The 18,079-nt window shown below is 64.5% G+C and carries 17 protein-coding genes; 4 read left to right on the top strand and 13 right to left on the bottom strand.

All coding sequences use genetic code 11. The features are described 5' to 3' along the window. Nucleotides 1-34: 34 nt before the first annotated feature. The 3 genes from HZF03_RS12690 (at nucleotide 35) to HZF03_RS24470 (ending at nucleotide 1,718) form a co-directional block, all read left to right on the top strand. On the top strand, nucleotides 35-298 hold the full coding sequence (locus HZF03_RS12690; RefSeq protein WP_119018541.1) for a hypothetical protein: 264 nt from the start codon (nucleotides 35-37) through the stop codon (nucleotides 296-298). Continuing rightward, nucleotides 295-918, top strand: a complete 624-nt coding sequence (locus tag HZF03_RS12685) for a helix-turn-helix domain-containing protein (RefSeq protein WP_119018542.1) — start codon at nucleotides 295-297, stop codon at nucleotides 916-918. The genes HZF03_RS12690 and HZF03_RS12685 overlap by 4 nt, the downstream gene beginning before the upstream one ends. Nucleotides 919-1,106: 188 nt before the next feature. Continuing rightward, nucleotides 1,107-1,718: a hypothetical protein gene (locus HZF03_RS24470; RefSeq protein ID WP_179906159.1), complete on the top strand. Its 612-nt coding sequence runs from the start codon at nucleotides 1,107-1,109 to the stop codon at nucleotides 1,716-1,718. Between the two features lie 277 nt (nucleotides 1,719-1,995). Here HZF03_RS24470 and tgt read toward each other — a convergent pair whose 3' ends face one another. The 6 genes from tgt to coaD form a co-directional block, all read right to left on the bottom strand. After that, nucleotides 1,996-3,129 carry a tRNA guanosine(34) transglycosylase Tgt gene (gene tgt, locus HZF03_RS12675; protein ID WP_119018543.1) on the bottom strand — a complete coding sequence of 378 codons (1,134 nt, stop codon included), beginning with the start codon at nucleotides 3,127-3,129 and terminating at the stop codon, nucleotides 1,996-1,998. Then, nucleotides 3,126-4,208: a tRNA preQ1(34) S-adenosylmethionine ribosyltransferase-isomerase QueA gene (queA, locus tag HZF03_RS12670; RefSeq protein ID WP_119018544.1), complete on the bottom strand. Its 1,083-nt coding sequence runs from the start codon at nucleotides 4,206-4,208 to the stop codon at nucleotides 3,126-3,128. Before queA ends, tgt begins: the two co-directional genes overlap by 4 nt. 170 nt (nucleotides 4,209-4,378) lie before the next feature. Continuing rightward, on the bottom strand, nucleotides 4,379-4,846 hold the full coding sequence (locus HZF03_RS12665; RefSeq protein ID WP_119018545.1) for a peptidylprolyl isomerase: 468 nt from the start codon (nucleotides 4,844-4,846) through the stop codon (nucleotides 4,379-4,381). After that, on the bottom strand, nucleotides 4,822-5,265 hold the full coding sequence (locus tag HZF03_RS12660) for an energy transducer TonB (protein ID WP_119018546.1): 444 nt from the start codon (nucleotides 5,263-5,265) through the stop codon (nucleotides 4,822-4,824). Before HZF03_RS12660 ends, HZF03_RS12665 begins: the two co-directional genes overlap by 25 nt. Before the next feature lie 9 nt (nucleotides 5,266-5,274). Next, nucleotides 5,275-5,838 (bottom strand): peptidylprolyl isomerase, encoded by a 564-nt coding sequence (locus HZF03_RS12655; RefSeq protein WP_107344577.1) that lies wholly within the window; start codon nucleotides 5,836-5,838, stop codon nucleotides 5,275-5,277. Between the two features lie 16 nt (nucleotides 5,839-5,854). Beyond that, nucleotides 5,855-6,364, bottom strand: a complete 510-nt coding sequence (coaD, locus tag HZF03_RS12650; protein WP_119018547.1) for a pantetheine-phosphate adenylyltransferase — start codon at nucleotides 6,362-6,364, stop codon at nucleotides 5,855-5,857. Between the two features lie 339 nt (nucleotides 6,365-6,703). Here coaD and HZF03_RS12645 point away from each other — a divergent pair, with 339 nt between their 5' ends. Beyond that, nucleotides 6,704-6,961, top strand: a complete 258-nt coding sequence (locus HZF03_RS12645; protein ID WP_119018548.1) for a hypothetical protein — start codon at nucleotides 6,704-6,706, stop codon at nucleotides 6,959-6,961. Between the two features lie 182 nt (nucleotides 6,962-7,143). Here the strand turns inward: HZF03_RS12645 and gyrA are convergent, their stop codons facing one another. The 7 genes from gyrA to ntrC form a co-directional block, all read right to left on the bottom strand. Beyond that, entirely contained in the window at nucleotides 7,144-9,885 is a 2,742-nt protein-coding gene (gene gyrA, locus HZF03_RS12640) for a DNA gyrase subunit A (RefSeq protein WP_119018549.1), read from the bottom strand. 202 nt (nucleotides 9,886-10,087) lie between these two features. Further along, the gene (gene hflX / locus HZF03_RS12635; RefSeq protein ID WP_119018550.1) at nucleotides 10,088-11,455 is read right to left on the bottom strand and encodes a GTPase HflX; all 1,368 of its coding nucleotides are present in this window, start codon (nucleotides 11,453-11,455) and stop codon (nucleotides 10,088-10,090) included. An 11-nt stretch (nucleotides 11,456-11,466) separates the two neighbouring features. After that, entirely contained in the window at nucleotides 11,467-11,715 is a 249-nt protein-coding gene (gene hfq / locus HZF03_RS12630; protein WP_011158147.1) for an RNA chaperone Hfq, read from the bottom strand. 181 nt (nucleotides 11,716-11,896) lie between these two features. Next, nucleotides 11,897-12,754, bottom strand: a complete 858-nt coding sequence (locus tag HZF03_RS12625) for a D-amino-acid transaminase (protein WP_119018551.1) — start codon at nucleotides 12,752-12,754, stop codon at nucleotides 11,897-11,899. 40 nt (nucleotides 12,755-12,794) lie between these two features. Beyond that, nucleotides 12,795-14,162, bottom strand: a complete 1,368-nt coding sequence (gene ntrX / locus HZF03_RS12620; RefSeq protein WP_011158145.1) for a nitrogen assimilation response regulator NtrX — start codon at nucleotides 14,160-14,162, stop codon at nucleotides 12,795-12,797. A 16-nt stretch (nucleotides 14,163-14,178) separates the two neighbouring features. Then, nucleotides 14,179-16,470 (bottom strand): sensor histidine kinase NtrY-like, encoded by a 2,292-nt coding sequence (locus HZF03_RS12615; RefSeq protein ID WP_011158144.1) that lies wholly within the window; start codon nucleotides 16,468-16,470, stop codon nucleotides 14,179-14,181. A gap of 159 nt (nucleotides 16,471-16,629) precedes the next feature. Then, nucleotides 16,630-18,072: a nitrogen regulation protein NR(I) gene (ntrC, locus tag HZF03_RS12610; RefSeq protein ID WP_011158143.1), complete on the bottom strand. Its 1,443-nt coding sequence runs from the start codon at nucleotides 18,070-18,072 to the stop codon at nucleotides 16,630-16,632. Nucleotides 18,073-18,079 lie beyond the last annotated feature (7 nt).

Here is an 18,079-nt window from a genome sequence, read left to right as displayed (position 1 = left end):
CTCGATCCGTTGTTTTCTCGCTGCACTGATTGTCATGCGGGCGTTTATCGCCGAACATCTGCGTTCGATGGATGACAACGAGGACGTGGTGTCCGTGCAATCGGCGAATGTGATCGATCTGAGTGTATACCGGGCGCAGCGAAAGGCGCTCGCCGCTGCGGCCGACTCAGCCCCGACATGGGATCAATACCAGCCGCTTCCGTTTCATGGTCAAGCATTCTTCTTCAGTTTCTGGCCGAGCTGGGTGATGGCACCGGTTATGCTGATCGGCGGCTACACGCCCGGAGCGAAGGGATGAGCGACGCCAGCTTCCGGCTCGAATCCCACGAAACCGAAGCGAAGCACGTGTCAGTCGATCTGCCGTCCATCGTCGGGCACAATCTGCGACGGCTTCGGGTCCGGCAGGGTTACTCGCTTGAACGTCTGGCTAAGCAATCAGGCGTCAGCCGTGCGATGCTTGGGCAGATCGAGACCGGCAAGAGCGTGCCGACGATCGGAACGTTGTGGAAGGTCGCGACCGCGCTCGGCGTCCCGTTCGCGCGCCTGATCGCGACGGAGAGCCCCCACCATCCCCAGGTGCTGCGCCGGACTGATGCGAAACTGCTGACGTCGAACCAAGGGCAGTTCACCTCGCGCGCGCTGTTTCCGTTCGACGGCGAGCGCCAGGTCGAATTCTACGAACTGCGGCTGGCACCGCTTCATCGCGAGGACGCCGATCCGCACGCCGCCGGCACCCGCGAGAATCTGGTCGTTGCGAAAGGTGCCGTCGAAATCAACGCAGGTGCGGAACGGCCAGTTGTACTCAGCGCCGGCGACGCGATCCTGTTCGACGCAGATGTCCCGCACAGCTATCGCAATCTCGGCGCCGAGGAAGCCGTTCTGTTCCTCGTCATGACCTACGTCGAGTCGATCGGATAGCCGCTCGTCGCGTGCCCCGCGGAGCAGCGCTCGTCCAGTCCTAGCAAACGCTTAACTGAGCTGGGTGTTGGCCCCGGCAAAGAAATCTGCGGCTCAACGGCAAGGAGCCGGCACTTGGCCGGCTCCGGGCTGATCTGTAGAAGATGAAGCGAGGCGATTAGGCCTTCGCCATCATTCCCATCATCATCATGCCGCCGCAGCTCATCATCATCGGCATGCCGCCCGTCATCATGGTCATCATGTTCTGGCAGCACTGCATGAACATGTCCTTCATTGCCGGATCCATCGGCGCCATCTCGCAGCTCATGGTGCCGTTCGGCGACATCGTGCAAGTCATCTTGCACATCATCATCGGCATTGCCATGCCCGGCATGCCCATCATCGACATGCCTGCCATCATCGGGTTCATCATCATTGGATTCATCATGGCCGGCATCCCGCCCATCATCGGCATCGGCATGGGCATCATCGGCATCATCTGCATCGCGGTGTTCATGGCTCTCTCCATCGTGTGGGACGAACTTGCTTCGTCTGCTGACCTGGAGAGTAAAATTACGATGCTAATCACTCAATCGCGAATACGGTCGTCTCTTCGCTTTCCTCCAACAAGTCAGCTGCAACGCCAACAGAACAGCGGCATTTTCCGTTATCACGGAAACTCGTCTGCTATGTTGGATAACGGCATCAATGCAGAACCTCGCCAGCCTCAATTGTCCGGCACCGCGCCGGCCGATCTCCAAAGACTCGGCGAGATGTGGACCAGCGATTCATCGAAATTCGATCACTTGCGATCAGAATAGGCACGGCCTGCACCAGAGGCCGTCCCGGGATAGTCTACAGCCCGCCCCGTTCTGGTTGTTCGGCTCGGGAACGTCTCTCCACCATTCGACTGCATCCGTCGACGAGGGACGACTCAGGCGGCGCGTTTCTGTATGCGGCGTAGGGTTTGACAGCACCGGTCGATACCGATGCGCCCTCATACGGATGGGCACACTAGAATCGCCGGCACAGCAACCGACCAATCTGTCCGCCAGGCGACGCCTCGGATTCGGAAATCAACGTGCTCTGCGCGGCTTGTCAGCGCGCCGCGATGTCGCCCCGCTCCCAGGCGGCGCGGGTACGAAGCCTGAACTCTTCGAACTGACCTGCGGCGATCGCGGCGCGGATGTCACGCATCAGCCGTTGATAGTAGGCGATGTTGATCTCCGACAGCAGCATCGCGCCGAGCGTCTCGCTCGACCGCACCAGATGGTGCAGATACGCCCGCGAGTAAGTGCGCGCCGACGGCCAGTCGCTCTCCTCGTCGAGCGGCCGCGGATCGTCGGCGTGCTTGGCGTTCCGCAGGTTGATCGGGCCGTACTGCGTGAACGCCAGGCCGTGGCGGCCATTGCGGGTCGGCATCACGCAGTCGAACATGTCGATGCCGCGCGCCACCGCCTCAAGCATGTCCTCGGGCGTGCCGACGCCCATCAGATAGCGCGGCCGCTCCGCGGGTAGGATCGGCGCCGCCTCCTCGATCATCGCCAGCATCACGTCCTGGGGCTCGCCGACCGCAAGGCCGCCGATCGCATAGCCGTGGAAGCCGATGTCGATCAGCCCCTGCGCCGAGGCGTGGCGCAGCTCCGGCACGTCGCCGCCCTGCACGATGCCGAACAGCATATAGCCATCCGGCGCGGTTTCGAACGCGCGCTTGCAGCGCTCCGCCCAGCGCAGCGACAACTGCATCGCCCGTTCGATGTCGGCATGATCAGCCGGCAGCCGCACGCATTCGTCGAGTTGCATCGCGATGTCCGAGCCGAGCAGACGCTGCACCTCGATCGCGCGCTCCGGCGACAATTCGATCGCCGCGCCGTCGATGTGCGAGCGGAAGGTCACCGCCTGTTCGTTGACCTTGCGCAGCTGCGCCAGCGACATCACCTGGAAGCCGCCGGAGTCGGTCAGCATCGGGCCGTTCCAGGTGGTGAATCGCTGCAGGCCGCCGAGCGCCGCGATCCGCTCGGCGCCGGGCCGCAGCATCAGGTGATAGGTGTTGCCGAGCACAATATCGGCGCCGGCGTCGCGCACTTCGCGCCAGTGCAGGCCCTTCATCGCGCCCGCTGTGCCGACCGGCATGAAGGCCGGGGTGCGAACGACGCCATGCGGCGTGGTGAGCCGACCGGTGCGCGCGGCGCCGTCGGTCCCGATGAGTTCGAAGTGATTGGGCACGGTCATGGGGTGATGTCGTTCCGGAACAGCAGGCTGGCGTCGCCGTAAGAGTAGAACCGATAGCCGGTTCGAATGGCGTGGGCGTAGGCCGCCTGCATGGTGTCGAGACCGCTGAACGCCGACACCAGCATGAACAGCGTCGACCGCGGCAGGTGGAAATTGGTCATCAGCACGTCGACAGCGCGGAAGCGATAGCCCGGCGTGATGAAGATCGAGGTCTCGTCGGCGAATGGCGCAATGTGGCCGTCATCGCGCGCCGCACTTTCCAACAAGCGCAGCGACGTGGTCCCGACTGCGACGATCCGGCCGCCGGCTGCGCGCGCTGCGTTCAGCGCCTCCGCGGTGCCGGAGCTGATCGTGCCCCATTCGGCGTGCATGCGATGCTCGCTGGTGTCCTCGGCCTTCACCGGCAGGAACGTCCCCGCCCCGACATGCAACGTGATCCGGTGCAGCCCGACGCCCCGCGCGGCGAGCGCAGCTTCGAGCTCGGCGGTGAAATGCAGCCCCGCGGTCGGTGCCGCGACCGCCCCCTCATTGGCGGCAAACATGGTCTGATAATCGGCGACGTCCTGGGCGTCGGGCGGGCGCTTGGACGCGATGTAGGGCGGCAGTGGCGTCGCGCCGATCTCCGCGATCGCCTGGTCGAGCACCGGGCCATGGAACGAGAACGCCAGCGTCACCTCGCCGGCTTCGCCCTTGGCTTCGACGGTCGCGTCGAGATGACCGAGCAGACAGACCCGGCCGTCATGACCGAAGCGAACGACATCGCCCGGCAGCAGCTTCTTGGCGGGTTTGACCAGCGTCTGCCAGCGCGCGCCGTCGAGCCGCTTGATCAGCGTCGCTTCGATCTTCGGCTCAGGGCCGCGGCCGATCCGGCGACCGGTCAGCTGTGCCGCGATCACCCTTGTATCATTGACCACCAGCTGATCGCCGGGCGCCAGCAGCGACGGCAGATCGCGCACGATCCGATCTTCGAGCGACGCGCCCGGGCGCACCACCAGCATCCGCGCGGCATCGCGCGGGCTCACCGGCCGCAGCGCGATGTTCTCGGCAGGCAGATCGAAATCGAACAGATCGGTGCGCATGATTCCAGTACGTCATTGCCGGGCTCGACCCGGCAATCCATCCTCTTCAAAAAGATGGATGCCCGGGCCTCCGCCGCGCCGAAGAGGGCTACGGCCCCGCAGGCGGGTCAAGCCCGGGCATGACACCTTCTTGATGGCGACGCCGGCCTGAACGGCCGACGTATCACTGATCAAGCCGCAGCGTCGGCCGCGATGCTGGCCTTGACGATCTTGTCCGGATCCTTGACCGGCTCGCCGCGCTTGATCTTGTCGACGTTCTCCATGCCTTCGATCACCTTGCCCCAGACGGTGTACTGCTTGTCCAGGAAGCGGGCGTCGTCGAAGCAGATGAAGAACTGGCTGTCGCCGGAGTCCGGATTGGCGGCGCGGGCCATCGACGCGGTGCCGCGGACGTGCGGCTCGGCGTTGAACTCGGCCTTCAGCTTCTTGCCGGAGCCGCCCATGCCGGTGCCCTGCGGGCAGCCGGTCTGCGCCATGAAGCCTTCGATCACGCGGTGGAACACGATGCCGTCGTAGAAGCCCTCGCGCACCAGCTCCTTGATCCGGGCGACGTGGTTCGGCGCCAGATCCGGGCGCATCTCGATCTTCACGGGGCCCTGGGTGGTTTCGAGGATCAGGATGTTGTCGTTATCAGCCATGCTCTCTTCTCTGTTGGTTTGGGACTCTGTCTGCGATCGTCGAATCGCAGCGTGAACGGACGTCCGGCGACGGCGCCCCCCATCGAGGGCGTGAATGGCAGCGGCGTGCATCGCTGCAACGCCTCCATCACCGCAACGCGATAGGCCAGGCTGTCGTCCCGGCCGGCCTCCGGGCTTTCAAAGGTGATCCGCGGCTTGCCGAGGATCTCACCGCTGCGCGTGAAGCTCACCAGCACGGTGATCTGCATGCCGGGATTCCCGGCCGGCAGACGCGGCGGACGCCAGCATTGCTTCATCGCGGAAAACAATGCGTTGAGATTGTCGATCGGCGCGTTCTGCGCAGACGCGGGGCGAACGGTGAAACCGACCGCCCCTGCGATCAAGGCTACCGCGACTGTCGTCAGTCGGCGCGGCAGCAATGCGATCGCCTATTTCACGTCGGAGGCGACCTGGACCTTCACCATCTTGTCCGGATCGGTGACCGCGCCGCCCGGCGAGGTCGGGGAAGCCTTCTTCAGCTTGTCGACGACATCCATGCCGGACACGACATTGCCGATCACGGTGTACTGGCCGTTCAGGCTCGGGCCGTCAGCGAACATGATGAAGAACTGCGAGTTGGCGCTGTCGACGCTGTCGCCGCGCCGGGCCATGCCGACGACGCCGCGGGTGAACGGCACGTTGGAGAATTCCTGCTTCAGGTTCGGATACTTCGAACCGCCCGTGCCGTTGAAATTCTGACCGTCGCCGGTCTGAGCCATGAAGCCGCCCATCACGCGGTGGAACGGCACGTTGTTGTAGAAGCCTTCGCGGGCAAGCTGCTTCAGCCGCTCGGCGTGCTTGGGCGCGATGTCGGCGCGGAGCGCGATCACGATGCGGCCCTTGGTGGTGTCGATGACGAGCGCGTTCTGTTTGTCGAGATTGGCGGGCAGCGGCTGCGCCAGCGCCGGCAGCGCGAACAGCAGCGCCGCGAAGAGGCCGATCAGACGGATCATGAAAACTCCGGGTCGGTTAGGCCGGCGAGCCGGCGGCAAACTTGGATTTCAGAGCGGACGCCACCTCGGCCGGAACAAAGGCCGAGACGTCGCCGCCCATCGCAGCGATCTGCCGCACCAGTGTGGCGGTGATCGGGCGCACGCCGACCGAAGCCGGCAGGAAGACGGTATGGATTGCCGGCGCCATGGTCTCGTTCATGCCGGCGATCTGCATCTCGTAGTCGAGATCGGTGCCATCGCGCAGGCCGCGGATCATGATGGTCGCCCCCACCTTCTCGGCCGCGGTCACGGTGAGATTGTCATAGGTGGTGCAGCCGAAGTCGCAGCCGGCCGCCTTGGCGACCGGGCCGAACACCTGTTCGACCATCGCGAGGCGCTCCTCGGTGGTGAACAGCGGCTTCTTGCCGGGATGAATGCCGATCGCCACCACGAGCTTGTCGCACAGCGCCACGGCGTGGCGGACGACGTCGAGATGGCCGTTGGTGACGGGATCGAAAGAGCCCGGATAAAGCGCGATGCGTGACATCCGGCCCGTCTAGCGCGGCGCGCGGGATCGAGCAAGCGGCGCCAGTTCCTTCAAAACTGCAGCTGGCAGGCGGATTTATTTCGCGCTGCGGATCGAACCGGATCGCGGCTTCGCGCGTCTTCTGCATGGTAACGCGAGGCGACTGAAAACACTCACGTTTTTACGGGTTTGTTTCATGCGCCCGAAAGCCAAGAAACAAATCCCCGCGGTCATGAAACCTGAATGGCCGGGCGATGAAGACGTTCTGAAACCAGCGCTGGGTAAACCAGCCGCATCGGGAAGCGACAAAGCACTCCAGGCCGAAACGGCCGAACCATCGAGACGACAGGGGACACCGTCATGATCAAGGCTCTTTCCGTGATCGCGATTGCTGCCTTTGCTGCCGCGGCGGTCACCATTCTTCCGGGCTTTGCCCCGCAGGTCGAGGCTAGCGTCCCGCAGGCTCTGGCCAAGGGTGACCGGCTCGACATCCGTCCCCTCGGCACCTCCTGCTCCGAGCAGGCTTGGCCGAATTTCGAACCGTCGTGCCTTCGTAACGCAAATGCCAGCCACGCGCCGATCGGTCAGGCGCGGCTGGTGACTGCGGAACGACATTAAGGTTTTGGCGTTATCCCGCCGCTAGTTTCCGCAAAGCGCTTCCCTCCAAGGGCGCTCTGTACCGAAGACCCCCGAGTTGCCCCCTCGGGGGTCTTTCGATTCTGGCGGTCGGAAACCCGCTGACCGCGCGCACACGGAGGCGCAGAGGCGACGAACGGAACCGCCTCTGCCAACCCGGCGGCCTAGCCGCCGTTGCCGTTCTCGCCGTCGTCGGTCTCCGGGATGCGCTCGACCGAGACGACCTTCTCGTCATCCGCGGTGTTGAACACGATCACGCCTTGCGTCGAGCGGCCGGCGACGCGGATGCCTTCGACCGGGCAGCGGATCAACTGGCCGTTGTCCGTCACCAGCATGATCTGGTCGGAATCCTCGACCGGGAACGACGCCACCAGCTTGCCGTTTCGGCTGTTCACAGACATCGCCACGATGCCTTTGCCGCCGCGCCCGGTGGTGCGGTACTCGAACGACGAAGTCCGTTTGCCGTAGCCGTTCTCCGAGATCGTCAGCACGAACTGCTCAGACGCCGACATCTCGGCGTAACGCTCCTGCGACAGCGCCGTGGACGTCTCGCCCTCCTCGGCTTCGGCCTCCGGCGTCTCGACCGGCTCGTTCTCCTCACCGGTCGCGGCACGGCGGATCGCGCCGGACTGCTTGAGATAGGTCGAGCGTTCGGCCGGCGTCGCTTCGAAATGGCGCAGGATGCTGAGCGAGATCACCGTGTCGCCCGACGACAGCGCGATGCCCCGCACGCCCATCGAGGTGCGGCCGCTGAATACGCGCACGTCCGGCACCGGGAAGCGGATGCACTGTCCGCCGGCGGCGGTCAGCAGCACGTCGTCGCGCTCGGTGCAGATCTGCACGTCGACGATCGCCTCGCCCTCATCGAGCTTCATCGCGATGATTCCGGAGCGGCGGACGTCGACGAAGTCGGACAGCTTGTTGCGGCGGACGTTGCCGCCGGTGGTGGCGAACATCACGTCGAGCTCGCTCCACGAGGCTTCGTCCTCCGGCAGCGGCATGATCGTGGTGATGCGCTCACCCTGCTCCAGCGGCAGGATGTTGATCAGCGCCTTGCCGCGGCCGTTCGGTGGCGCCAGCGGCAACCGCCAGACCTTCTCCTTGTAGACCTGGCCGCGCGACGAGAAGAACAGCACCGGCGTATGCGTCGAAGCGACGAACAGCCGCGAGACGAAATCCTCCTCGCGCGTGGCCATGCCGGAGCGGCCCTTGCCGCCGCGGCGCTGTGCCCGATAGGTCGACAGCGGCACGCGCTTGACGTAGCCGGCGTGCGACACGGTCACCACCATGTCCTCGCGCTGGATCAGGTCTTCGTCTTCGACCTCGCCTTCCTGCTCGGCAATCACGGTCCGGCGCGGCGTTGCGAACTCGGCCTTGACCTCGCCGAGCTCGGTCTTGACGATCGCCTGCACCCGCGCCCGCGAGCGCAAGATTTCCAGATAGTCGGCGATTTCGACCGCGAGCTTGTCGAGCTCTTCGGATATCTCTTCGCGCCCCAGCGCGGTGAGGCGCTGCAGCCGCAGATCGAGAATCGCTTTCGCCTGTTCGAACGACAGCCGCGCAGTGCCGTCGGGATTGAGCTTGTGGCGAGGATCGTCGATCAGCGTGATCATCGCCGCGACATCCGCCGCCGGCCAGTCGCGCGACATCAGGGTCTCACGGGCCGTGTTCGGATCGGGCGAATTACGGATCACACGAATGATCTCGTCGATATTCGCCACCGCAATCGCGAGGCCGACCAAGATGTGGGCGCGATCGCGGGCCTTGTTGAGCAGGAATTTGGTGCGGCGGGTGACGACCTGTTCGCGGAACGCGACGAAGACCGTCAGCAGATCCTTCAGGTTCATCAGCTGCGGCCGGCCGCCTTCCAGCGCCACCATGTTGGCGCCGAAATTGGTCTGCAGCGGCGTGAATTTGTAGAGCTGATTGAGCACCACTTCAGGCACGGCGTCGCGGCGCAGCTCGATGACCACGCGGAATCCGTCGCGGTCGGATTCGTCGCGCAGGTCGCCGATGCCTTCGATCTTCTTTTCACGCACCAGTTCGGCGATGCGCTCGACCATCGTGGCCTTGTTCACCTGGTACGGGATCTCCGAGACGATGATCGCCTCGCGGTCCTTGCGGACGGTCTCGATCTCGACCTTGCCACGCATCACGATCGAACCGCGGCCGGTCTGATACGCAGCACGGATGCCGGCGCGACCGAGGATGATGCCGCCGGTCGGGAAGTCAGGACCCGGCACGATCTTGTTGAGATCGTCGATCGACAGCGCCGGATCGTCGATCAGCGCGACACAGGCGTCGATCACCTCGCCCAGATTGTGCGGCGGAATGTTGGTGGCCATGCCGACCGCGATGCCGCCGGCGCCGTTGACCAAGAGGTTCGGGAACTTGGCAGGAAGGACCTGCGGTTCCCTCTCCGAATTGTCGTAGTTCGGCTGGAAGTCGACGGTGTCCTTGTCGATATCGTCGAGCAGCGTCTGCGCGATCTTGGTCAGGCGAGATTCGGTGTACCGCATCGCCGCCGGCATATCGCCGTCGACCGAACCGAAATTGCCCTGACCGTCGATCAGCGGCACGCGCATCGAGAAGTCTTGCGCCATACGGACCAGCGCGTCGTACACCGACTGGTCGCCGTGTGGATGATACTTACCGATGACGTCGCCGACGGTGCGCGCCGACTTGCGATACGGCTTGTTCCACTCGAAGCCGTTCTCGTACATGCCGTAGAGGATACGGCGATGCACCGGCTTCAACCCGTCGCGCGCATCCGGCAGCGCTCGCGCCACGATCACGCTCATCGCGTAATCGAGATAGCTGCGCTTCATCTCGTCGAGAATGGATACGGGGCGAATATCCGAGGGCGCCTGCGGCCCCTCGGGCTTCTCGTCGTCTTTGTCGGACAAGGGTGAATTCCGGTCAGAATCTGATCGGATCCGTATAGCGTATCGGGGTGTTGTGAACCACCCTTTCGGAGGCTGTTTTCGAAGGTTTTTCCGCTCGTTTTTCCAATAACTTACCGGGCGTTTTCGAAGCGCTCGGAAAGCCTTCCGGCGAAGCGCCGAAATCGGTGGCGGCGGCGCTCGTTACGCGCGCCGATTCGCGCCCTCAATCCGGCCGCGGCAGCGCGCCGAAACGGTCGATCACGATGTCGCGCTTGTTGTCCTCGACCCGCACCGTCATGGCGTAGCGGCCGTCGACCAGATCCTTCGCCAGCACCTCGGTGTTGCGATGGAGCCAGCTCACGCCGGCACCGTCCGCCGCATCGATCGACAGATCGAGCACGGTGCGCGTGGCAGCCAGGCGCTGTTCGATCGAGAGCAGCAGCTCGTCGACGCCCTCGCCGCTCACCGCCGACACCAGCAGGCATGGATGATCTTCGGGCCGGCGCGCCGCGATGTTCTTCAGCTCGTCGCGCTGCTCGGGCTCGAAGCGGTCGATCTTATTCCAGACTTCGACAATTCGGCCGCTGGCCGCATCGACGCCGAGCTGGCGCAGCACGTTGTCGACGTCGTGCTGCTGGGCTTCGGCATCCTCGTGGCTGATGTCGCGGACGTGCAGGATCAGATCGGCTTCCAGCACTTCTTCCAGCGTCGCGCGGAACGCGGCGACGAGCTGGGTCGGCAGATTGGAGATGAATCCAACAGTGTCGGACAGCATCGCCTTGCCGCCGTGCGGCAGCTGGATCGCGCGCAGCGTCGGATCGAGCGTGGCGAACAGCATATCGGCGGCCTGCACATCGGCGCGCGTCAGGCGATTGAACAGCGTCGACTTGCCGGCATTGGTGTAGCCGACCAGCGCGACCACGCGATACGGTACGCGCTGCCGGCCGGCGCGATGCAACCGGCGCGTCGCCTGCACCTTCTTCAGCTCGGCTTCGAGCTTGGTGATGCGCTCGCCGATCAGCCGGCGGTCGGCCTCGATCTGGGTTTCACCGGGGCCACCCATGAAGCCGAAGCCGCCGCGTTGGCGTTCGAGATGGGTCCAGGATCGCACCAGACGCGAGCGCTGATAGTTGAGATGCGCCAGTTCGACCTGGAGCGTGCCTTCGCGGGTCTTGGCGCGGCGCCCGAAGATTTCCAGGATCAGGCCGGTGCGATCCAGCACCTTGGCGTTCCAGGCCTTCTCTAGGTTGCGCTGCTGGATCGGCGACAGCGCGCAATCCATCACGATGAGGTCGGCGCCGTGCGCCGCGATCAGGCCGACGATCTCCTCGACCTTACCCTTGCCGAGATAGGTCGCGGGACGGATCTGGCTGATCGGCGTGAGCACTGCCTCCACGACGTCGAGGTCGATGGCGCGGGCGAGACCGGCGGCTTCATCCAGCCGCGCGTCGTTGTCGCGAACGGCCGTATCGACGGCGTCCGGATCGCCCCGGCGCACACGCAAATACGGACCGACAACGATGACTCGTCCAGTCTCACCCTGCCCCGATCGCGGACGATCGGCGCCCCCGTCAATGCTGCGGGGTTCCAATCAGGCCCGCCTCAAGCTGGCGAGTCCTCGCCGCTTTCGAACAGCTGGATCGGCGCCCCCGGCATGATCGTCGAGATCGCGTGTTTGTAGACGAGCTGCGAATGACCGTCGCGCCGCAACAAAAGGCAAAAATTATCGAACCAGGTGACAATACCCTGCAACTTCACCCCGTTGACCAAGAAGATCGTCAGGGGAGTTTTCGTCTTGCGTACGTGGTTGAGGAAAGTGTCTTGAAGGTTTTGTGCGCGGTCTGCCGCCATTTTTTATCCCGCAATTGGTTTTGTCTTTTCTTGCCGGTGCGCGTCTCTCTATCGGAGCTCCACCCCGGTTGCCGACTCCTCTGAGATCCCCCTCCAGAAGCCGACGGTCCGATTAGAGGGTAGGCATGGCTTTTAAGCAAGCAACTAAAACCCCGAGTGGATGCTCCCCGCGCCGCAAAGCTTAAGAAAACACCGCAAATCGGTGAAACTGCTCTCTTAGACGTTTGGCCAATGCGCCCGGCTTGCCGTCGCCGATCGGCTGCCCGTCGATCGCCACCACCGGCATCACGATCTGGCTGGACGCGGTGACGAATGCCTCGGCGGCACTGGCGGCCTCGGCCGGCGTGAACGGCCGCTCCTCGAACCGAACCTGCAGCGCTTCGAACGCATCCATCAGCACCGCACGGGTGACGCCGGGGAGAATGCCGGCCTCGGCCGAGCGGGTCACCACCCGGCCCTCTTTGGTGACGATCCAGGCGTTGCTGGAGGCGCCTTCGGTGACATAACCGTCGCGGTCGACGTACCACGCCTCGTAGGCACCGGCCTCGCGCGCCGCCTGCTTGGCCAGCACGTTCGGAAGCAGCGCCGTCGACTTGATATCGACCCGCGGCCAACGGTTCTCCGGCAGCGTGATCACCTTGATGCCGTGAGCGGCGTTGGCCTGCCCCTTGGCCGGATCAAGGCTGCGCGCCGTCACCACAACCGCAGGCTTCACCGGTGCGGCCGGAAAGCCGTGATCGCGCCGCGCGACGCCGCGCGTCACCTGCAGATAGACGATTCCGTAGTTCACCCGGTTGCGCCGCACCACTTCATGCATCACGACCGTCAGCGCCGCGAGCGGCATCGGCACCTTGATCCGCAATTCGCCGAGCGAGCGCTGCAGCCGCGCCAGGTGCCGCGGCATGTCGACCAGCTTGCCGCCGCGGACTTCGCAGACCTCATAGACGCCATCGGCGAACTGATAGCCGCGGTCTTCGATGTTCACGCTCGCATCGCGCATGTCGAGATAGCGGCCGTTGACATAGGCGATGCGCGACATCGATCGGATTCCAGGTCTGAGATACGGATTGAAGGAAGACTTAGCCGACGCCGAGCGCCTTGAGCTTGCGATGCAGCGCCGAGCGCTCCATCCCGACGAATTCGGCGGTGCGCGAGATGTTGCCGGAGAACCGGCTGATCTGAGCGATCAGATAATCGCGCTCGAACGCCTCGCGGGCCTCGCGCAGCGGCAGGCCCATAATGTGCTCGCCGTTGTTGCCGGTCGGCATCGTCGGCACCATCGAACCGACATCCTGCGGCAGCATGTCGGCGGTGATCACCGCATCCGGACCGCCGCCGGCCAGAATCATCAGCCGCTCGACGTTGTTGCGGAGCTGGCGGACGTTGCCGGGCCATACATGCGATTGCAGCACCGCCATGGCGTCCTGGCCGATCTGCCGGCGCGGCAGGCCGGTCGCCGCCGAGATCTGCTCCATGAAGTACTCGATCAGTTCCGGAATATCGTCGCGGCGCTCGGACAGCGGCGGCACGCGGATCGGCACCACTGACAGCCGGTGATACAGATCTTCGCGGAAACGGCCGGCGGTGATCTCCTCTTCGAGGTTGCGCGCGGTCGACGAGATGATGCGGACGTCGACATTGACCTTGGTGGTGCCACCGCAGCGCTGGAAGGTCTGTTCGACCAAGACGCGCAGAATCTTGTTCTGGGTCTCGCGCGGCATGTCGGCGATTTCATCGATGAACAGCGTGCCACCGTGCGCCTCTTCGAGCGCGCCGGCTTTGCGCGAATGCTCGCCGTTGGCTTCGACGCCGAACAGTTCGATCTCCATTTTCTCCGGAGTGATCGCAGCAGCGTTGATCACCACGAACGGCCCGTCGGCACGGGAAGAGGAGTTGTGCAGCGTCCGCGCCGCGAGCTCCTTGCCGGCGCCGGACGGGCCGACGATGAGGATGCGACTGTTGGCCTTGGCGGCGCGCTCGATGGTCTGGCGCAACTGATTGATGCAGGCCGAGCGGCCGACCAGCGTCGAGGCCGACGGCGCCAGTTGCTTCAGCTCGCGGACTTCACGCTTCAGCCGCGAGGTTTCGAGGGCACGCGTCGCCACCAGAATCAGCCGGTCGGATTTGAACGGCTTTTCGATAAAGTCGTAGGCGCCGCGCTTGATCGCCGCGACCGCGGTTTCGATGTTGCCGTGGCCCGAGATCATCACCACCGGAACGTCGGTGTGATCCTTCTTGATCTGCTCCAGCAATTGCAGACCGTCGAGCTTGCTGCCCTGCAGCCAGATGTCGAGGAAGATCAGGTTCGGCCGCCGGTTGGCGATTTCGGCCAGCGCCGAATCGCTGTCGCGCGCGGTGCGGGTGGAAAAGCCTTCGTCCTCGAGAATACCGGCAACGAGATCACGGATGTCCGCTTCATCGTCGACGATCAGAATGTCATTCGCCATGGTCGCGCCTGTCGCTTTAGCTGCCGCTGGCAGCCGCTATCCTTGGTTCGTTCTCGGCCTGCTGTTTTGGTTCACCCGATCCGGGAGGTGACGCCGGCTGACCGGACATCGCGAATCGGAGGCGCATCCATGCACCGCGCTGGCCTGGACGAACGTGGGATGCGTCGTTGAGTTCAATGCCGCCGCCGTGGTCGACCAGCACGCGTCCGACGATCGCAAGACCGAGGCCGGTGCCCTTCTCACGGGTGGTGACGTAGGGTTCGAGCAGCCGCGAACGGCTTTCTTTGGGCAGACCGATGCCGTTGTCGATCACGTCGATGACGACGTCGTCGCCCTCGCGTGCAGCGACCACTTCGATCTTGCCCTTGCCGAGTTCTTCTTCCGGCACGGCCTCAATCGCCTCGGTGGCATTCTTGATGATGTTGGTCAGTGCCTGCGAGATCAGGCGACGGTCGAAACGCGCATGCAGCGGCTCGTCCTTGATCTCGGCTTCGATGTCGACATCGGGATGACCAACGCGCATCAGGAAAACCACCTGCCGCACGGTGTCGCCGACGTCCTCGCCTTCGATCACCGGCTTCGGCATCCGCGCAAACCGCGAGAACTCGTCGACCATGCGCCGGATGTCATCGACCTGGCGGACGATGGTGTCGGTGCACTGTTCGAAGATGTTCTTGTCCTCGACGATCACCTTGCCGAATTTGCGCTTGATCCGCTCGGCCGAGAGCTGGATCGGCGTCAGCGGATTCTTGATCTCGTGCGCAATCCGGCGCGCCACATCGCCCCACGCCGAGGTGCGCTGCGCCGAGACGAGTTCGGTGATGTCGTCGAGCGTAATGATGTAGCTGTCGCTGGTGTGGCCGGTCTGTTCGGCAGTGACGCGAACGTTGAGGATGCGCTCGCGGCCGTCGCGGACAATGGTGATCTGGCCCTGCACCAGACGCTGCGATCCCTCGCGTGCAGTCCCCATGATCTCGTCGAGCTCGGGGATCACCTCGGACAGCGGATGGCCGAGCGCCTCGGCTTCGGCGTGGCCGATCAGCTTCTCGGCCGAACGGTTGAGAATGCCGATGCTGAGCGAACCGTCGACGCCGATGATGCCGGCGCTGGCCGACGACAGCACCGCCTCGATGAAGCGGCGGCGGCTGTCGATCAGTTCGCTGGCGCTGACCAGCTCGTCGCGCTGGGTGCGCAGCTCCTGAGTCATCTTGTTGAAGGTCATGCCGAGCTGCGACAGGTCGCCCTCGGATTTCGACACCGGCACCTGGACGTGCAGATCGCCGGTCGAGACCAGATGCGCCGCCCCCATCAGGCGGCGGATCGGCGCCACCAGCCAGTTGGCGAAGTTCAGGCCGATCAGCACCGCCGACATCAGCACCGTGAGTGCGATCACGGTGAACATCAGCGCGAACGCGACCTGGACGCCGAGCCGGCGCGCTTCGAGTTCGGAATATTCGGCGACGCTGGCCTGGGTCTGGCGCAGTTGTGCAACAACATGCGGATCGAGGAAGCGCGCGACGTACAGGAAGGTGTCTTCGAAGCCCTTCAGCCGGATCACCGCGGCGACGTAATTGGCCTCAATGAACACCGCGATCTGCGGTTCGGTGTCGTCGACGTTCTTCAGAAACTCCGGCGCCGGGACGTCGAAGTCGCGGCGGATGCCGTTCTGCGCCGCCTCCAGGATGTTGCGGTCTTTATCGATCAGCATCGCGCCAGGCAGATTGCGGGTCGCGGCGTCGTTGGTGAGAAATTCGCGGAAGGACTTGCGGTCGAGGTCGAACAGCGCGCGGGCATGCGAGATGTCGTTGGCCATGCCGAGGATGTCGCCGCGGATCAGCTGGCCGTGCTCGTGCAGATAGGCGTTGGCGACGATCAGCGAGTTCTGGATCACCGCACGGGTCGGGCCCGAGAACAGCCGATCAAGGCCGCGGTCGAGCGTGACGTTGGCGACGATCGACACCAGCACCGCCGGCAGCACCGCGATCACCGAGAACAGGCTGACGATCTGGATGTGCAGCCGCGACGCCGCCCGTCCGCGCCGGCGGGCCTGGACCACCTTCCAGACCTCTCGGGCGATGATGGCGAGCAGCAGCAGGATGGTGACGGCATTGATCAGCAGGAAGCTGACCACGACTTCCCGGGTCGGGGCGATCGGGGTCAGGCCGGTCAGGACGATGAAGGTCAGGAACGCCGAGAACAGCGCAACGCCGACTGCCATCGGGGCCAGCAGCTTGCGCCAGGTGCGCAGCCGCGGCTCGGCAGTCGAGGGGTCGTCAACGGGTTGGGCCGACGTCTCTGCGCTGGTCATTCCGGCAATAATCAATGAATGCGTTCAGCCCGCGCCGCTGGCGGACCGTGTGATGCATTCCTACAACAATGTTGCTCAATTGCGACAATATCGCGGCGCATCGCCCGAGCCACCTCGGGCGAGTACGCGGTCCACAGCCGAAAAACTTGCCTCGGCGTCTCAGCCGCCGGTGCGGTAAACCTGAATGTCGAGGTCGCGGATCTTCTTCCGCAAAGTGTTGCGGTTGAGCCCGAGCAAGTCGGCGGCCCGGATCTGGTTGCCGCGAGTCGCCGCCAGCGCTGCGGTGAGCAATGGCACCTCAATCTCGCGCAACACCCGATGGTAGAGGCCGGGCGGCGGCACGCCGTTCGGGAAGCCCGAGAAGTGCGACGACAGATACATCTCGACTGCGCCGCCGAGATTGTCGACGGTGTGCGGCGCACTGCCGCCGGCCACCACCGGCGGCGGCGCCAGCTCGCCATCGATCACCGAGGCGGTGATCACCTCCTGCGGATACAACGCTGCCAGGCGGCGGGCGAGATTTTCCAGCTCGCGGACGTTGCCCGGCCAGCGATGCTGCTTCATCCGCTCCAATGCGGCGGCATCGAGCTTCTTGGCCGGCAGACCGTCCTTCTCGGCCAGCGCAAAGAAGTGCCGAACTAGGTCCGGAAGGTCCTCGATGTGCTCGCGCAGCGGCGGCAGCCGCAGCGGCACCACGTTGAGGCGGAAGAACAGGTCTTCGCGGAACAGGCCCTGCTGGATCAGGACGCGCAGATCCTTGTTGGAGGCCGCGACGATCCGGACATCGGTCTTGATCGGGGTGCGGCCGCCGACGGTGGTATATTCACCCTGCTGCAGCACCCGCAGCAGACGGGTCTGCGCCTCCATCGGCATGTCGCCGATTTCGTCGAGAAACAGCGTGCCGCCCTCGGCCTGTTCGAACCGGCCCGAGGCTCGCGTGTTGGCGCCGGTGAAGGCGCCGCGCTCATGGCCGAACAATTCGGACTCGATCAGGTCGCGCGGGATCGCCGCCATGTTGACGGCGACGAACGGACCGTTGCGGCGCTTGCCGTAGTCGTGCAGCGCCCGCGACACCAGTTCCTTGCCGGTACCGGACTCGCCGGTGATCATCACCGTGAGGTCGGTCTGCATCAGCCGCGCCAGCACCCGATAGATTTCCTGCATTGCCGGCGAACGGCCGACCAGCGGAATCGAATCGAACTCGCCTTCGTCGTTGGCGCTGGAGATGCGCTCCTTCGGCTCGGCCAGCGCGCGGCCGACGATCGCGATCAGCTCTTTCAGGTCGAACGGCTTCGGCAGATATTCATAGGCGCCCTTCTCCGAGGCGCGGATTGCCGTCATGAAGGTGTTCTGCGCGCTCATCACGATGACCGGCAGGTTCGGGCGCAGCTTCTTGATCCGCGGCAGCAGATCGAACGCGTTCTCATCCGGCATCACCACGTCGGTGATCACCAGATCGCCCTCGCCCTGGCTCACCCAACGCCACAGCGTCGCCGCGTTGCCGGTCAACCGCACTTCGTAGCCGGCGCGCGACAGCGCTTGGTTGAGCACCGTGCGGATGGCGGTGTCGTCGTCCGCGACGAGAATACTACCTGCAGGCATTGGGAGT

Source organism: Rhodopseudomonas palustris (assembly GCF_013415845.1).
Classification (GTDB): Bacteria; Pseudomonadota; Alphaproteobacteria; order Rhizobiales; family Xanthobacteraceae; genus Rhodopseudomonas; species Rhodopseudomonas palustris_F.
The sequence above is the reverse complement of the archived record's forward strand: the minus strand, read 5'-3'. Positions and strand labels throughout refer to the sequence as shown.

Coding starts and splice junctions, on each gene's coding strand:
- hfq (WP_011158147.1), bottom strand. CDS start 11,715: ATGGCGGCAGACCGCGCACAAAACCTTCAAGACACTTTCCTCAACCAC.
- ntrC (WP_011158143.1), bottom strand. CDS start 18,072: ATGCCTGCAGGTAGTATTCTCGTCGCGGACGACGACACCGCCATCCGC.
- HZF03_RS12615 (WP_011158144.1), bottom strand. CDS start 16,470: ATGACCAGCGCAGAGACGTCGGCCCAACCCGTTGACGACCCCTCGACT.
- HZF03_RS12685 (WP_119018542.1), top strand. CDS start 295: ATGAGCGACGCCAGCTTCCGGCTCGAATCCCACGAAACCGAAGCGAAG.
- HZF03_RS12645 (WP_119018548.1), top strand. CDS start 6,704: ATGATCAAGGCTCTTTCCGTGATCGCGATTGCTGCCTTTGCTGCCGCG.
- HZF03_RS12665 (WP_119018545.1), bottom strand. CDS start 4,846: ATGGCTGATAACGACAACATCCTGATCCTCGAAACCACCCAGGGCCCC.
- HZF03_RS12655 (WP_107344577.1), bottom strand. CDS start 5,838: ATGATCCGTCTGATCGGCCTCTTCGCGGCGCTGCTGTTCGCGCTGCCG.
- queA (WP_119018544.1), bottom strand. CDS start 4,208: ATGCGCACCGATCTGTTCGATTTCGATCTGCCTGCCGAGAACATCGCG.
- HZF03_RS24470 (WP_179906159.1), top strand. CDS start 1,107: ATGCCGCCGCAGCTCATCATCATCGGCATGCCGCCCGTCATCATGGTC.
- HZF03_RS12625 (WP_119018551.1), bottom strand. CDS start 12,754: ATGTCGCGCATCGCCTATGTCAACGGCCGCTATCTCGACATGCGCGAT.
- coaD (WP_119018547.1), bottom strand. CDS start 6,364: ATGTCACGCATCGCGCTTTATCCGGGCTCTTTCGATCCCGTCACCAAC.
- HZF03_RS12690 (WP_119018541.1), top strand. CDS start 35: ATGCGGGCGTTTATCGCCGAACATCTGCGTTCGATGGATGACAACGAG.
- tgt (WP_119018543.1), bottom strand. CDS start 3,129: ATGACCGTGCCCAATCACTTCGAACTCATCGGGACCGACGGCGCCGCG.
- ntrX (WP_011158145.1), bottom strand. CDS start 14,162: ATGGCGAATGACATTCTGATCGTCGACGATGAAGCGGACATCCGTGAT.